This is a genomic window from Exiguobacterium sp. GL_137 (assembly GCF_057834585.1).
Genome location: NZ_CM174406.1, coordinates 502,397 through 516,772, shown reverse-complemented (window position 1 = coordinate 516,772; position 14,376 = coordinate 502,397). Strand labels below are relative to the sequence as shown.

The 14,376-nt window shown below is 48.0% G+C and carries 16 protein-coding genes and 1 pseudogene; 3 read left to right on the top strand and 14 right to left on the bottom strand.

All coding sequences use genetic code 11. The features are described 5' to 3' along the window. Nucleotides 1–73: 73 nt before the first annotated feature. A complete protein-coding gene (locus tag AC3IRK_RS02720) occupies nucleotides 74–331 on the bottom strand; it encodes a hypothetical protein (protein WP_131504297.1) in 258 nt (85 codons plus the stop codon). A gap of 187 nt (nucleotides 332–518) precedes the next feature. Beyond that, nucleotides 519–2,249, bottom strand: a complete 1,731-nt coding sequence (gene ade, locus AC3IRK_RS02715) for an adenine deaminase (protein ID WP_131973662.1) — start codon at nucleotides 2,247–2,249, stop codon at nucleotides 519–521. Nucleotides 2,250–2,373: 124 nt separating this feature from the next. Between ade and AC3IRK_RS02710 the strand changes: the two genes are divergently transcribed. Continuing rightward, complete coding sequence (locus AC3IRK_RS02710) at nucleotides 2,374–2,913, top strand: gamma carbonic anhydrase family protein (protein WP_131504299.1); 540 nt, start codon at nucleotides 2,374–2,376, stop codon at nucleotides 2,911–2,913. Between the two features lie 108 nt (nucleotides 2,914–3,021). Beyond that, nucleotides 3,022–3,219 carry a hypothetical protein gene (locus AC3IRK_RS02705; RefSeq protein ID WP_012369402.1) on the top strand — a complete coding sequence of 66 codons (198 nt, stop codon included), beginning with the start codon at nucleotides 3,022–3,024 and terminating at the stop codon, nucleotides 3,217–3,219. A gap of 149 nt (nucleotides 3,220–3,368) precedes the next feature. Here the strand turns inward: AC3IRK_RS02705 and AC3IRK_RS02700 are convergent, their stop codons facing one another. Both AC3IRK_RS02700 and AC3IRK_RS02695 read right to left on the bottom strand, forming a co-directional pair. Next, nucleotides 3,369–4,952: an ABC transporter permease/substrate-binding protein gene (locus AC3IRK_RS02700; RefSeq protein WP_131504300.1), complete on the bottom strand. Its 1,584-nt coding sequence runs from the start codon at nucleotides 4,950–4,952 to the stop codon at nucleotides 3,369–3,371. Beyond that, complete coding sequence (locus AC3IRK_RS02695) at nucleotides 4,949–6,076, bottom strand: ABC transporter ATP-binding protein (RefSeq protein WP_114596923.1); 1,128 nt, start codon at nucleotides 6,074–6,076, stop codon at nucleotides 4,949–4,951. The genes AC3IRK_RS02700 and AC3IRK_RS02695 overlap by 4 nt, the downstream gene beginning before the upstream one ends. Nucleotides 6,077–6,282: 206 nt before the next feature. On the opposite strand from AC3IRK_RS02695, the gene AC3IRK_RS02690 reads away from it, so the two are divergent. Next, entirely contained in the window at nucleotides 6,283–7,302 is a 1,020-nt protein-coding gene (locus AC3IRK_RS02690) for a LysM peptidoglycan-binding domain-containing protein (protein ID WP_131504302.1), read from the top strand. 57 nt (nucleotides 7,303–7,359) lie between these two features. Here the strand turns inward: AC3IRK_RS02690 and AC3IRK_RS02685 are convergent, their stop codons facing one another. From AC3IRK_RS02685 to dapA, 10 genes and pseudogenes are all read right to left on the bottom strand, one after another. Beyond that, nucleotides 7,360–8,034: an IS3 family transposase gene (locus AC3IRK_RS02685; RefSeq protein WP_489170383.1), complete on the bottom strand. Its 675-nt coding sequence runs from the start codon at nucleotides 8,032–8,034 to the stop codon at nucleotides 7,360–7,362. Then, complete coding sequence (locus tag AC3IRK_RS02680; RefSeq protein WP_489170722.1) at nucleotides 7,943–8,143, bottom strand: IS3 family transposase; 201 nt, start codon at nucleotides 8,141–8,143, stop codon at nucleotides 7,943–7,945. Before AC3IRK_RS02680 ends, AC3IRK_RS02685 begins: the two co-directional genes overlap by 92 nt. A 53-nt stretch (nucleotides 8,144–8,196) precedes the next feature. Then, nucleotides 8,197–8,352, bottom strand: a complete 156-nt coding sequence (locus AC3IRK_RS02675) for a hypothetical protein (protein ID WP_489170382.1) — start codon at nucleotides 8,350–8,352, stop codon at nucleotides 8,197–8,199. 18 nt (nucleotides 8,353–8,370) lie between these two features. After that, nucleotides 8,371–8,511, bottom strand: a pseudogene (locus tag AC3IRK_RS02670) (helix-turn-helix domain-containing protein); the annotation flags it as partial. A 189-nt stretch (nucleotides 8,512–8,700) separates the two neighbouring features. Continuing rightward, a complete protein-coding gene (gene lysA, locus AC3IRK_RS02665) occupies nucleotides 8,701–10,014 on the bottom strand; it encodes a diaminopimelate decarboxylase (RefSeq protein WP_426354720.1) in 1,314 nt (437 codons plus the stop codon). A gap of 12 nt (nucleotides 10,015–10,026) precedes the next feature. Next, complete coding sequence (gene alr, locus AC3IRK_RS02660) at nucleotides 10,027–11,085, bottom strand: alanine racemase (protein WP_131504475.1); 1,059 nt, start codon at nucleotides 11,083–11,085, stop codon at nucleotides 10,027–10,029. Further along, nucleotides 11,085–12,017 carry a branched-chain amino acid transaminase gene (locus AC3IRK_RS02655; RefSeq protein WP_131504474.1) on the bottom strand — a complete coding sequence of 311 codons (933 nt, stop codon included), beginning with the start codon at nucleotides 12,015–12,017 and terminating at the stop codon, nucleotides 11,085–11,087. The genes alr and AC3IRK_RS02655 overlap by 1 nt, the downstream gene beginning before the upstream one ends. A gap of 25 nt (nucleotides 12,018–12,042) precedes the next feature. After that, nucleotides 12,043–12,750, bottom strand: coding sequence for a 2,3,4,5-tetrahydropyridine-2,6-dicarboxylate N-acetyltransferase (gene dapD, locus AC3IRK_RS02650; RefSeq protein ID WP_026829273.1), 708 nt, complete (start codon nucleotides 12,748–12,750; stop codon nucleotides 12,043–12,045). Next, nucleotides 12,737–13,483 (bottom strand): 4-hydroxy-tetrahydrodipicolinate reductase, encoded by a 747-nt coding sequence (dapB, locus tag AC3IRK_RS02645; RefSeq protein WP_214766593.1) that lies wholly within the window; start codon nucleotides 13,481–13,483, stop codon nucleotides 12,737–12,739. Before dapB ends, dapD begins: the two co-directional genes overlap by 14 nt. Further along, the gene (gene dapA, locus AC3IRK_RS02640) at nucleotides 13,480–14,361 is read right to left on the bottom strand and encodes a 4-hydroxy-tetrahydrodipicolinate synthase (RefSeq protein WP_131504472.1); all 882 of its coding nucleotides are present in this window, start codon (nucleotides 14,359–14,361) and stop codon (nucleotides 13,480–13,482) included. Before dapA ends, dapB begins: the two co-directional genes overlap by 4 nt. Nucleotides 14,362–14,376 lie beyond the last annotated feature (15 nt).

Below are 14,376 nucleotides of genomic sequence, written 5' to 3'. Positions count from 1 at the left end.
GTTACCAGGCTTCCCTTGGTGACCGGTTTTTGTATACAACAAAGACCCCTTCTGCCGGAGCCGATCGGGGTCTTTACTGTGCGATTTGTTTATAAAATTCGATTTCTTCCCGCTGTCCTTCTTCGACAGCACGGAAAAATTCAGCAAAAAATGCGTATAAGATGGTTCGTTCCTGATAGGTCGGACCAGCCTGTCGAATCACTGAAAATGCAAGATTTCGTAACTGACGTTTTGTACGCCGGTTGTTTGGTAACTCATGAAACTGGTCGATAAACGAACGGTATACATCAGCAATCAACTTTTCATGACCTTCAAAATATGACTTATCCATTGAATCTGTCCTTTCTGATTGTTCTCTTCTTTTCTACGGAGTATCCTCCTGAAAAGTTTCATTAAGCTACACTTTTCACAAAGATATAAGACCTACTATAACAAGGATCAAATAATGATTCAACCGGAAAACTATTAAGAAAAGGTAAAGTCCACGTCATCACCTTTCGTGGACTTTACCTTTTCATTTAAGCTTGTACTGCAATATGTTGGAACGTTTTAACGTCAAACAATCCGCTGTCCGTTAACTTCAGATTCGGGATGACAGGCAAACAGAGGAACGACATCGTCAAGTACGGATTAAAGGAACGGTCGGCTTCTAATACATCAAGTGCATCATTGAGCGCTTCGAGTGTATCTCCGACTTCCTGGAAAGGACGACTCGTCATCAATCCAGCGATTTCAAGCGGCAACTCCGCCAGAACTTCTGTCCCATTGACCGCAATGACACCTCCACCCGCCTTAATCAGACGCTCTGCCGCAAGTTTCATCTCGGCATCCGATGTTCCAACGATGACAAGGTTATGCGAATCATGGGCGACCGTCGCCGCAATGGCACCTCGTTTCATGCCAAACCCTTTAACGATGCCGACTGCTGAGAAGTTGGTCGCATTATGACGCTCGATGACGGCGATTTTCAATAAGTCCTGTTCCGGGACGGGGACAAATTTCCCGTCCTGTAAAGGCACATCCAAAATCAAATGTTCCGTGACAATGCTTTTCGGGATGATTCCGATGACATGCGCTTTCGGTTTTTCTAATACTAATTCAAAAACTTGATCCGTGATCGGCTTCGTTTTCAGTTCGCCGCGCAATGTCGACGGTACCGCTATCTTTTGGGATGAGATGATTGTTTTACCGGCTCGGGCGACCGGCTCTCCACTGACAAACACTTCATCAATGATCACTTGATCGGCATCCTGCAAGATGACAAAGTCCGCACGACGTCCCGGTACGATTGCTCCACGGTCATTTAGTTGATACGCATTAGCTGCATGAAGAGAAGCCATTGCATAGGCCGTTTCACGCTTAATACCGTGCTGTATGGCATAGCGGATATTATAGTCGATCGTTCCTTCACGTAACGTGTCGTCCAGGTGCTTATCGTCCGTACAGAAAAGGAATCGACCGGCATTGCTTTCCGTGACTGCGTCGAGCACTTCCTTGAGATTCCGGGCAGCCGATCCTTCCCGGACTTCGACGTATAATCCGCGACGTGCCCGCTCAATTGCCTCTTGTTTACTGACTGCTTCGTGATCCGTCCGAATACCTGCTACACCATAGATATTCAATTCACGTGCGCCAAGTCCTGCGGCATGACCATCGACCAGTTTACCAGCACTCTCGATTTGTTCAATTTTTTTCAGCATATCACGATCAGCCCGTTCGACAGCAGGATAGTCCATGACTTCCCCTAAGCCATGCACTCCCGGATGATTAACAAAAGGTTCGAGTGCCGCTGCATCGAGCGACGCTCCGGCATGTTCAAATGACGTCGCCGGAACACAGCTCGGTAACATCATTCGCACGTCAAGCGATAGTCCTTCTGCATCGTCCAACATGAACTGGAGCCCTTCCGCTCCCTTTACGTTTGCAATCTCATGTGGGTCGGCGATGACGGTCGTTACACCGAGCGGTAAAATCGCTTGCTCGTATTCACTTGGTGTCACCATCGATGACTCGATATGGACGTGTCCGTCGATGAAGCTCGGCGCAATGAATTTACCTGTTCCGTCAATCGTTTCGATTCCTTCATATCCGTCGCCGACTGCGGCAATGTAACCGGAATCCACTGCGACATCCGCTTGATACGTCTCGCGGGTCATCACATCGATGACTTGAATCCCCTTGTAGACGACCGCCGCTTTTTCTTTTTTGGCGGCGATTGTAATAAGTCGTGCCCGAACTGTCTGATTCATCCTGTTTCCTCCTGTTGTGAACGGTATTTTTACCATCTTACAATTAGTTTGGAAGCAGTTGCAATTTATTTTTCAAGCCGTCAAGATGAAAACGTACAGTTCAAAATGAAATGGAGGAACAGATATGAAATATCGTGTAGGTCAATTGGTTCCAAACGTCGACCCAAGTGTCTATATCGCGGACGGCGCTAAGGTCATCGGGGAAGTTGAAATCGGTAAGGATTCGACCGTTTGGTTCAACACTGTCATCCGCGGAGATGAGGGACCGATTAAAATCGGCGAACGTGTCAATATCCAGGACGGATCGATGATTCATCAGTATGAAGGCTATCCGACGATCATTGAAGATGATGTCACGATTGGACATATGGCGATGATCCACGGGGGAATCATTCGTCAAGGTGCCTTGATCGGAATGTCGGCGACGGTTTTGGATGAAGCCGAAATTGGACAAGGTGCATTCGTTGCAGCAGGAAGTCTCGTTCCACCTAAAATGGTCGTTCCTCCGAACTCGATGGTCATGGGTGTTCCGGCAAAAATCGTTCGTGAGATCAACGACCATGACCGGTTCATCATGGAACGGACCATTCGGAAATACGTCAAACGTGGTCAACAGTATGCTACTGACTGTGAGCCGGTAAAAGAAGATTTGACGACAATGTGAAAACGCTTACAAAGTTCACCTGTTTTTAACAATTCTCTTCTATCCTGTTTACATCTTTCCCTTACACTGTAGATGTAAGGCAGGAATCACGACGGAGGAGGATTTAAAATGACACCATTGTTCGAAGAACGGTTAATGGCTGACTTGTTTTCATCCACAAATAATCCAAGTTACGGTTTGCCGACTTTACCCGTATATGAAACAGATGGGTTGACGAAAGAGTTACAAGCACGTATTGTTAACGATGCCGAGCAAAAGTCCTTGAGTTTAGGAATAATTCAATCAAGAGAGGAAGAACATGTATGATTCAGCAAAATACAGTTCGCGCTTGGCTCGCTAGTCGAATCAAAAAATAATGATCTACCACCAGGATTACCTATTTTCCAAAACGATATAGCGCGTCAGCGCGCATGATAAAGAGCCGAAGCGGATTCCCGCCTCGGCTCTCTTTTGTTTTACTTTTTAATTAATCCTTCTTCAATCAAGAATTCACGTGCCACATCTTCCGGGCGTTCTTTTTCAACATCGGCTTTAAAGTTCAATTCCTGCATCTTTTTATCCGTAATCTTATCTTTCAACAGGTTCAGGACTTCTTTTAGTTCCGGATGTTCTTCGAGCGTTTCTTGACGTACAATCGGGACTGCATAGTACGGTGGGAAAAATTCTTTATCATCTTCAAGAACTGTCAGATCAAACTTTTTCAATAAGCCGTCTGTCGAGAAGCTGTCGATGACATTTGTTTTTCCATTTGTCAATGCAGTATAACGAAGACCACCATCGACAGGCTGAACATCTTTGAATTTCATATCAGGATATTTCTCTTTCAATCCGAGGTATCCATCTTCGCGGTTCGCAAACTCAATCGTCGATCCTAAAATGAGGCGATTACTGACGCCCGCCATATCAGAGACCGTTTTTAAATCATATTTTTTGATATCTTCTTTTGTCATCGCAAGAGCGTACGTGTTGTTAAAGCCGATTGGCTCCAGAACATCAACCTGGCTCTTTTCCGGAATCATTTTTCCGACCTTCTTATAGACGGCTTCCGGATCGGTTTCCAGTTTTTGTTTCAGGACATCAATCAATAATGTACCGGTATATTCGACATAGGCATCGATTTCACCCGTTTCAAGCGCTCCATAGGCAACTTTTGTGCCTCCGAGATTGAGCTGGCGTTCGACTTCCAAATCGGTTTTATCTTCAATTAAATCGGCTAACATATTTCCTAAAATCAATTGTTCCGTAAAGTTTTTTGAACCGATGACGATTTTATCCGTTTTTAAGAACGAATAGGCAACGGTTCCGCCAATCAATAGGAAAACAATCGCTGCAATTGCAATTTTCTTTCCGGCCGACATTGCTTTCCGGCGTTTACGGGCTCTGCTTTTCACCCGACCGTCCGCAAGCGGAATTCCGTTCGGCGCGACGGAATACTCAATCCGGCTAACGATGAAATCAATCGCTAATGCTAAGATGCCTGCAGGAATGGCACCGGCAAGAATCTGATTGTTATCAACAGTTTGAATACCGGAGAAGACCAGATACCCCAGTCCACCTGCACCGATGAAGGCAGAGATCGTCATCAGACCGACAGCCGTCACGGCAGAGATCCGAATTCCGGCCATCATGATCGGTAACGCCAGTGGAATTTGAACTTTACCCAAAATCTGACGATCCGTTAACCCGATTCCTTTCGCTGCTTCCAGCATGTCTCCCGGAATACTTGATAACCCGGTGTACGTGTTTTTGACAATCGGAAGCAGTGAGTAGAGAACGACCATGATAATAGCAGGTGTTGAACCGATTCCGATGAACGGAATCAGGAACCCGAGCAAAGCAAGACTTGGCACAGCTTGAACGACACTTGTCAATGCAAGGATCGGCTTCGCAAAACGTTGATACCGCGTGATGAGAATACCGATTGGAATTCCTAGTACAACGGCAATGACGACTGCCAACACAGTCAACTGTAAGTGTTCGAGCAATAAGTCAAAAATTTGACCGGTATTATTTTGAACATAATCTAAAAATCCATTCATTGAACTTCCTCCTCCTGAATGAACTGCTCACTCAAGACGGAAAGCAAGCTACTTCTTGTAATTAATCCACGTAATTGTCCTGATTTATTTGTTACCGGCAGATACCCTGTCTCTTCATGGTTCATGACTTCAAGTACATCAAGCAAGGAGTCCTGCTCATCAACAGCAACCAGCTCCCCTTCCATGACGTCTTCAATCCGGACACCTTTATCAGGAGCCGTTTGAATGTTCTTCAGTTTGACGATTCCCTGGAGGATACGATCGCGGTCTGTGATCAACAGGCTGTCGACTTTACGTCCCCGCATGATTTCAATCCCCTGCAACAGAGTCCGTTTCCCACTGATCGAGACAGGATCTTCAATCATGATGTCCTCTGCTTTAATGAACGCCGGACTGCTCCAAATCTTATTTTTCCCAATAAAGGATTCGACGTATTCGTCTTTCGGATGACGTAAGATTTCTTCCGGTGTATCAAACTGAACGATTTCCCCATCGCGCATGATACAAATCCGATCAGCCAGCTTGATCGCCTCATCCATATCATGTGTGACGAAAACAATCGTCTTCTTGACTTCTTCCTGGAGGTTGAATAATTCTTCTTGGAGGTCATTTCGTGTGACGGGATCAAGCGCACTGAACGGTTCATCCATCAGGATGACGTCCGGGTCATTCATTAAGGCACGGGCAAACCCGACGCGTTGCTGTTGTCCACCACTGAGTTCACTCGGGTAACGGTCAATGAATTGTTTTGGATCAAGACCGACCATTTGCAGCAACTCTTCCGTTCGAATATCCATCTGATCGTGGTCTTTCCCTTCAAGTCCGGCAATCAATTGGATGTTCTCCCGGACAGTCATGTGCGGAAAAAGACCGGTCTGTTGGATGACATATCCCATATGCCGGCGTAATTCAATCGTATCGGTCTTCATGATGTCTTTTCCATTCACTAAAATCGTCCCCGACGAGGGTTCAATCAAACGATTGATCATTTTTAAGGATGTCGTTTTTCCACATCCACTCGGTCCGATGAATACAACCAGCTCGCCCTCTTTGATTTCGAGCGTCAAGCCCTTTAAGACAACGTTGTCTTTAAATTGCTTACCGACGTTTTTAAATTCAATCATCCGTTTCCACTCCTTTTACTATTTTCATATATTATATGTTCCCCATTTATTTGGTCATCAAACAAGTTTTTGAGCTTATTTCGTTTAAGATCATAAAAATTCGGGAATATTTTCTTTCTTTTTTAGTTTTTTTACTCAAAAAGGGTAATAGATAAGTAGAGACAAGTGAGACGCAGTCATCCTGGAAAAAGGAGGCGACGTACAACATGCACGGGAAATGGATTCGGATCATCATGATAGTGTTAATATCGCTTTTTCCTTTCTTTAGTTATGGTTTGACCGCAGATGCAGCCAGTTCGACGTTTGTCACAAAAGGATCGACGACGAGTAAAGTCGTCGCGTTGACGTTTGATGACGGAGCAGATGGTGGAAACATCACTAAGATTTTGAGCATCTTAAAAAGTAACAATGTCAAAGCGACTTTTTTCCTGACAGGTACCGGTGCTAAAAACCACCCGCAATTGATCAAGAACATCGCTACTGCAACTCCAACGCATCAGCTTGGAAATCACTCTTACACGCACCCTGACTTTACGAAATTGACTGCCACGCAAATGACGAGCGAACTATCAAAAACCGAAACGCTAATCAAGTCATTGACCGGGCGGACGACTAAACCGATTTTCCGCGCACCGTTTGGCGCGAGCAACAGCGCTGTCCTTGCAGCTGTCGGTAATGCCGGATATACGAAAACAATTCAATGGAACATCGATACCACTGACTGGAAAGGCATCAGTTCAAAAGCTATTTTAGCGCGTGTCGTTCCAAACATTGTCCCCGGGTCCATCGTACTGATGCATACAGGGGCGGGAGCACCTGGCACACCGGTTGCACTTCCTTCAATGATTTCCCAGCTCAAAACCAAAGGATACAAATTCGTCACGATTTCTGAATTGTTGAAGCTTCCTTCGACCATCAGCAAAACTTATACCGTCAAAGCTGGAGACACCTTGTACTCCATCGCTAAAAGATATGGCGTCACCGTTACTGCTCTCGTTAGAGCAAATAACATTTCCAACAACCTGATTAAAATCGGCCAAGTCCTGATTATTCCCGGAACTACATCTCCTCCGACGACAACCGTCACCTATACTGTCAAAGCCGGTGACACGTTATATTCCATTGCAACGAAGTATGGCGTGACGGTCACCGCTCTTGCCAGTGCCAATAAAATCACTAACGTCAATTTGATTTCCGTCGGGCAAGTCCTTGTCATTCCGAAGTAACACAAAAGCGTCCCGGTCTTTGAACTGAACCAAAAAAGTTAGACAATAAATAATTCGTCAGGCGACCTTGAGGACCTGAGTCCGGTATTCCACCGGGCTCAGGTTTTTTAGTCGTCTCTTAATACGACGATGGTTATAGTACTCGATATAATGCTTGAGCTCACATTTGAAGTGGTCCATGTCATCGAACTCCTTGAGATATAGGAGCTCTGACTTGAGCACGGCGAAGAAGCTTTCGATGGCTGCGTTGTCGAGACAGTTTCCCTTACGGGACATACTTTGCGTGATGCCGTGCTCGTGGAGCGTATCGATGAACGCTCGGTATTGATAATGCCAACCTTGGTCGGAATGGAGGATTGGTTGGGCTTCTCCATCGAGCCTTCTGATTGCCTGGTCCAACATTTCGCCGACGAATTGGTATGTGGGACGGTCCGACATGGTATAGGCAATGATCTCACGGTTTCCCAAGTCCATCATCGGCGAGAGGTAGAGCTTCTCCCCGAAGAGGTGAAACTCAGTGACGTCGGTCACCCATTTCTGGTTCAGGCCGGAGGCCTTAAAGTCCCGTTGGAGAAGGTTAGGCGCGACCTTCCCGACTCGCCCCTTATAGGAGCGGTATCGCTTCATGCGGACGAGGCACTTAAGCCCGAGCTCGTTCGAGACGGCGTATGGTCTTCGGGTCGTGCCGGAAGCCCTGGCGTTCGAGGAGTGCGTGGATGCGACGATAGCCACATCGCCCCTCGTGTTCGTGGAAGAGGGTATGGATGGCTGCCTTCACCTCCGCATACTTGTCTTCGCCCGTCAGGCGCGTCCGCCAGTAGTAGTAGACGCTTCGGGCCATACCGAGCACGCGGAGGAGTCCCGGGACGGGATAGATCGCCCGCAACTCGTCGATCACTTGCGCCTTGATCCGGTTCGTCGCGCGTTCTCTTCTTGAACCAAGGCTCTCAATTTTTTTAACGCAGCGTTCTCCATCTCGAGGTACTCGATTCGCTCCTTGAGCTTCTCAACCTCTGTCATCTCTTCAGGATTCTTTTTGCGTCTCGCCATCGGGGCACGTCCTTTCGGTCTGGCGACCAGACCCTCGACCCCTTCCCGTTCATACGTTGATCGCCAGTTCGAGATCATCCCTGGGGAGGAGATTCGGTATTTTATAGCCGCCTCTATGCGGGACAGCCCGTTGGTCGCTATGTCATTTAATACCTCCAGTTTAAATGTCGGCGAGTGGGTTGTATAGGAAGGATCGAAGATCGTCTCGTCAGATAACGTTCAGCGACCTGGATTTTAAACGCCTTCGTATATTTGACCATAAAAAACACCCCATAAAAGTTGGATTTTCATGTCCAACTTTTATGGGGCAGTTCAATTTCGCGGATGCTTTTTGAATGATTTCAGTTCTTAAGACGACGGAATATTTTTCAGACCAAGATCACATTGAATCAAATCGTCGTACGTCTGGCGACGGACGACTTCGCGCGATTCACCTTGATTAACAAAAACGACAGCCGGTCGTAAAAATTGGTTATAGTTGCTTGCCATCGAATAGTTGTAAGCTCCTGTCCCGAAGACCGCTAATGTATCTCCACTGACGGGTTCGGCCAGATCAGCCGATTCGGCAACTAAATCCCCTGATTCGCACGCTGCACCGACAACGGTCACATGACGTGTTTCTCCTTCGATCCGATTCGCGATGACGGTTTCATACACCGCCCCGTATAAAGCAGGACGGATATTGTCCGCCATTCCGCCGTCAACGGATAGATACGTTCTCACACCTTGCACTTCCTTGATGGCACCGACCGTATAAAGCGTCGTCCCGGCATTTGCGACGACCCACCGCCCCGGTTCAATCCCGATTCGCGGACAATCGATCGCAAGACGTGTCGTCTCTTCATCGATGATCGACATAACCCGCTCCATCGTTTGTTCAAAATCAAGCGGTTGATCGTCTTGCGTATAGGCAATCCCGAATCCGCCGCCAAGATTGACTTCACTTGCGATGAAGGATGTCCGTTCACGAATCGTTTCGACGAATCCCATCATCGTCCGGGCTGTCCGTTCAAACAGTTCAATTTCTTGGATTTGTGAACCAACATGGCAATGAATACCGAGTAACGCTAGATGTTCCGCCGCTAAAACAGCTTCGACGGCTTCCAAATACGAATCATCATGCGTCGAGAACCCGAACTTCGTATCGACACCGCCCGTCTGAATTTTCGTATGTGCACCACCGATGACTTGCGGCACGATCCGAATCAGGACGTGGACCGTTTGACACGCTTCTGCGGCAATCTGATTGAGTTGAGCAATTTCTCCGTAATGGTCGATGACAATCTTACCGACACCTTCTTCGACAGCGTACCGTAAATCCTGTGTCGACTTGTTCGAGCCGTGGAAATAAATCCGTTCCGCCGGCACACCCGCTTTGCGGGCAATAAACAGTTCACCGCCCGTTACGACATCGATTCCAAGACCGTGTTTGACGACTTGCTGATATACGGCACCAATCGTCAAGGCTTTAGAAGCAAACGAGGCATACGTATTCGGATATTTTTCTAAAAAGGCATCGCGTACAGTCGCCAGACGGTCCGTCAATTCACGTTCTGCCATGATATAGAGTGGCGTCCCGTATTGTTCGGCGAGCTTTGTTGCTTCCATCCCGTCAATCTGTAGTGCATTGTTTTGTTCCGTCAAATATCGGCTTCCGTACATCTGAATTCCCCCTTATAAATAACGATGTGTCAAACGCCACGAACGGGCACACATCTGCTCCGAATTATTAGCTGTCCCGGTCCGGGTGATATCATCGATTTCAATACCATCGCCATATAACACCACTTTATCTCCGATTTCAACCGTCGAATCCACGGCAATGAACGTATGACTCATGAATAACTTACTGATGATCGGATAACGTTTCCCGTTGATGATGACGGGCAGTGAAGATCGTCCGCGAACGACCCCGTCCCCGTAGCCGACCGGCAGAACGGCGACACGAATCGCTGTCGGTGCCGTATACGACGTACCGTAGCCGACGTGTTCGCCTGCTTCCACTTGACGAATCTCAACGACTTCCGTCGTCATCCGAAGCGAGGGCACGAGCCAGTCCATTTTTTCAATCGGTGAGTAACCGAACAGGAAGATGCCGGGCCGGACATAATTACAGCAGGCCAGCCGCGGATCATGTTTGACGATCGTCGCGCTGTTTTCGGCATGAATGTACGTGAATGTGTGTTTCTCCTGTAACGGATTCCCGATTTTGAGGAATCGTTCGACTTGACCGTCATGATCGGCTCCCGGCTCATCGGCTAGCGGGAAATGCGTATAGAGACCCGTCAATATCAGTTCCTGTTCCTGTACGGTTTCAAGAACTGCTAGCGCTTCCTCAAGCGAACTGACACCAAAACGGTTCATCCCGACATTTATTTTTAGATGAAGTTCAATTCCCGATAAATCCGCCTGATGGCGTTGCAGCCAGTCGAGCGAAGGAATTCCGAGCGCTACTCCGTGCAATCGGACTTCTTTGAAGTACGATGCCGGATTCATCGCCAGGACATAACTGTCTGGAAAATTCGTTTTGATTTCAATTGCTTCGTAGACTTCTGCCACTGCGAAATGCCGGACACCGGCTTCCATCAATGTGGCAACCATTTCAATCATTCCTAAGTTGTAAGCATTGTTTTTGACGACGGCAAAAATCTGCTTATTGGACCGGGCGAAAACCGATGCGACATTATGCCGCACCGCTTCCCGATCGATGGTAACAATAGTTCGTGAACTCATTATTCTGCGATGGCTGGTGTCACGTAAGTCAACCACGATGCATATTGTGGCAGTTGACCCGAGACTGCTTGACGGTAAAGATCAAGTAACTCATCTGCGACAGCCCGTGTTCCGCCGTTGATGACGATATGATCAATTTCACCGACACTTGTGATTTCTGCAGCCGTACCTGTTAAGAAGATTTCGTCTGCAACGTATAACTCATCACGGCCGATATGACGCTCGACGACCGGATAGCCTTGATCCTGTGCCAAACGCATGATGACTTGGCGTGTGATTCCGTCTAATACTGAACAATCGAGTGAAGGCGTGTAGATTGTCCCGTTTTTCAACATGAACAAGTTGGCAACACTCGCTTCGCTGACGTTTCCGTTCATATCAAGAGCAATCGCCTCGTCAAATCCGTCGCGAAGTGCTTCTCCTTTTAAGAGTTGCGAGTTCATGTAGTTGGCGGCAGCTTTTGCCTGCATCGGCATCATTGTCGACGAAACGCGGCGATACGAAGCAACTTTTGCCCGGATACCGGCACCTTTGTCGAAGTATTCACCAAGTTCCCAACAAGAAATCCCGACGTGTACCGTCGTATCTTTTGCCATCAATGCCTGCCACGGTGTACCGAGGAAAACAAACGGGCGGATGTAACAAGACTCAAAGCCGTTTTTGGCGACCAGATCAATCGTCGCTTGAACAAGTTCTTCCACTGTATAAGGAATCGTCACGTGATAGAACGCGCAACTGCGGAACAGACGTTCAATGTGTTCCGTCAATTGGAAAATCGCCGGACCATCCGGTGTCGCATACGCACGGATGCCTTCAAAAAATCCGCTTCCGTAATGAATCGCATGGGACATGACGCTCGTATTTGCCTCTTTTGGATCATGAAAAACCCCGTCTAACCAAATTGCTTCTCCATACTGTGTATCCACTGCCATGTGTTTTCCTCCTCTTCGACGTCAATCAGAGTGAACGTAAATCATCCACCAGTTGCGTCTTCTCTGCTGTTTTTGCATCTTTCTGTTTGATGACACGTGCTGGCGTACCAGCCACTACGCTGCCTGCAGGAACGTCTTCTGTGACGACACTGCCTGCTGCGACGACCGCATCTTTTCCGACACGAACACCTTCTAGGATGACGGCATTCGCTCCGATTAAGACACCATCTTCAATGATGACCGGTGTTTTTGAAGGTGGTTCAAGAACCCCTGCGACCACGGCACCGGCGCCGACATGAACGTTTTTGCCGATTGTGCCACGTGCTCCGACAACAGCGTTCATATCAATCATTGTACCATCTCCGATTGATGCACCGATATTAATGATTGCGCCCATCATGATGACCGCGTTATCGCCGATGACGACATGATCGCGAATCCATGAACCCGGTTCGATCCGGGCATTCAAATGACGTGTATCAAGCATCGGCACGGCACTGTTGCGGCGGTCATATTCGACATGCACTTCAGTAATCCGGTCTGCATATTCTTCTAAGAAAGTTGAAGCAAGTCCTGCATCAGCGAAGAAAATTTTTGATTGATCCGTTCCGAATGCCGTCGCTCCTTCAATCGTCAGTCCTGCCAAGTCACCATTGACGTACAGTTTAACCGGTGTTTGTTTTTTAGCATCTTTAATGAATTTTGCAATTTCATAAGCATCAGTTAATAACATGTGAATCCTCCTGTGTGTAAAGCGTCTCCAGTGTATAGAGTCCCGCTGATTTTTGAATGAGCGCTTCCGCCGCTTTGATGGCACCTGAAGCGAATACTTTTTTTGATAACGCCGTGTGTTTGATTTCAATCAATTCATCGACGCCCGCAAACAATACTTCATGTTCGCCGAAAATCGTTCCCCCACGCATCGAGTGCATGCCGATTTCGTTTGGCTCCCGCTTCTCACGCGTCGACTCCCGTTCGTAGACCGGTTGGACATCTCGTAAATCCTGGATGGTCCGGAGCAACAGCTCCGCCGTCCCGCTCGGTGCATCGACTTTTTGATTGTGGTGTTTCTCAAGCAGTTCGATGTCGAATGCTCCGGCGAGCGGAACGAGTGTTTTTAACAGCTGTTGCATCATCGCGATTCCAAACGACATGTTATACGATTGGAAAATCGGAATTTGTGTCGAAGCATCGCGAATCGTCTGCAGTTCCGCTTCCGAGAAACCCGTCGTCGCAATGACGAGTGGTGTCTTCGTTTTAATCCCATAAGCAAGCAAGTCCGGCAAAAGACTCGGATGCGAAAAATCAATGATCGCATCGACCGACTCCGTCATTTCGGCAAGCGTACCGTAAGACGGGACCTGATCCGCCGTTTTCGTTTTATCGATGACGGCGACGACAGCATCCGGTGCCAGTTCGTGGACGAAATGTCCGGTTGCCCCGTATCCGTGAATGGCGAGTTTCATCCAACCACTCCTTTGTAACTCCGCATCATCTCAAGCAGATGCGCATGTCCCGCTTCCGACTGACGGACGAGCGGCAGACGCGGTGCTCCGACCGCCAGTCCGATTTCTTCGAGCGCTGCTTTGACGGGAATCGGATTGACATCGCTGAACAACGCGGAGATGACAGGCATCAAATCACTTTGAATCCGTCGTGCCGTAACATAGTCGTTTGCCAGTAACGCTTCTGCAAGCGCCTGCGTTTCTGCCGGGTATGGATTCGACAAGACGGAAATCACGCCTTGTGCCCCCCATGCCATATAAGGAAGAATTTGATCATCGTTGCCACAGAAGACCGCAAAGTCAGCGGGTAAGGCCGTCATCAATTCGCCCATGAAACTGACGTCACCGCTTGCTTCTTTAAACGCTTGGATGTTCGGATGTTTGGCAAGTGTGACGGCTGTTTCGACGGAAATCGCGACCCCTGTCCGTGACGGAACATTGTAGAGCATGATTGGCAAATCAACTGCATCCGCAACCGCCGTGAAGTGGGCGACGAGTCCTGCTTGTGATGTCTTATTGTAGTAAGGTGTGACAAGCATTGCCGCATCAGCACCAAGTCGGGCTGCCGTCTGTGTTTTTTCAATCGTCTGTGCCGTATTGTTCGTTCCGGTCCCGGCAATGACCGGTACACGTCCGGCTGTCACACGGACTGCCGTTTCCAGTAATGTTTCAAACTCTTCATTCGTCAACGTTGACCCTTCTCCGGTCGTCCCTCCGACGACTAACGCTTGAATATTCGCTGCGAGTTGTTGTTCGATCAGTTGTTCAAATACCGCTAAATCCAGCTCACCGGTTGATGTAAATGGTGTAGCCAGTGCTGTTCCTGCTCCTTTAAACATATCGATTCCTCCCCG

What these genes read in the sequence shown, in the direction of transcription:
- AC3IRK_RS02720 (WP_131504297.1), bottom strand. Translation starts at nt 331, where the DNA reads ATGGATAAGTCATATTTTGAAGGTCATGAAAAGTTGATTGCTGATGTA.
- ade (WP_131973662.1), bottom strand. Translation starts at nt 2,249, where the DNA reads ATGAATCAGACAGTTCGGGCACGACTTATTACAATCGCCGCCAAAAAA.
- AC3IRK_RS02710 (WP_131504299.1), top strand. Translation starts at nt 2,374, where the DNA reads ATGAAATATCGTGTAGGTCAATTGGTTCCAAACGTCGACCCAAGTGTC.
- AC3IRK_RS02705 (WP_012369402.1), top strand. Translation starts at nt 3,022, where the DNA reads ATGACACCATTGTTCGAAGAACGGTTAATGGCTGACTTGTTTTCATCC.
- AC3IRK_RS02700 (WP_131504300.1), bottom strand. Translation starts at nt 4,952, where the DNA reads ATGAATGGATTTTTAGATTATGTTCAAAATAATACCGGTCAAATTTTT.
- AC3IRK_RS02695 (WP_114596923.1), bottom strand. Translation starts at nt 6,076, where the DNA reads ATGATTGAATTTAAAAACGTCGGTAAGCAATTTAAAGACAACGTTGTC.
- AC3IRK_RS02690 (WP_131504302.1), top strand. Translation starts at nt 6,283, where the DNA reads ATGCACGGGAAATGGATTCGGATCATCATGATAGTGTTAATATCGCTT.
- AC3IRK_RS02680 (WP_489170722.1), bottom strand. Translation starts at nt 8,143, where the DNA reads ATGGCCCGAAGCGTCTACTACTACTGGCGGACGCGCCTGACGGGCGAA.
- AC3IRK_RS02675 (WP_489170382.1), bottom strand. Translation starts at nt 8,352, where the DNA reads ATGGCGAGACGCAAAAAGAATCCTGAAGAGATGACAGAGGTTGAGAAG.
- lysA (WP_426354720.1), bottom strand. Translation starts at nt 10,014, where the DNA reads ATGTACGGAAGCCGATATTTGACGGAACAAAACAATGCACTACAGATT.
- alr (WP_131504475.1), bottom strand. Translation starts at nt 11,085, where the DNA reads ATGAGTTCACGAACTATTGTTACCATCGATCGGGAAGCGGTGCGGCAT.
- AC3IRK_RS02655 (WP_131504474.1), bottom strand. Translation starts at nt 12,017, where the DNA reads ATGGCAGTGGATACACAGTATGGAGAAGCAATTTGGTTAGACGGGGTT.
- dapD (WP_026829273.1), bottom strand. Translation starts at nt 12,750, where the DNA reads ATGTTATTAACTGATGCTTATGAAATTGCAAAATTCATTAAAGATGCT.
- dapB (WP_214766593.1), bottom strand. Translation starts at nt 13,483, where the DNA reads ATGAAACTCGCCATTCACGGATACGGGGCAACCGGACATTTCGTCCAC.
- dapA (WP_131504472.1), bottom strand. Translation starts at nt 14,361, where the DNA reads ATGTTTAAAGGAGCAGGAACAGCACTGGCTACACCATTTACATCAACC.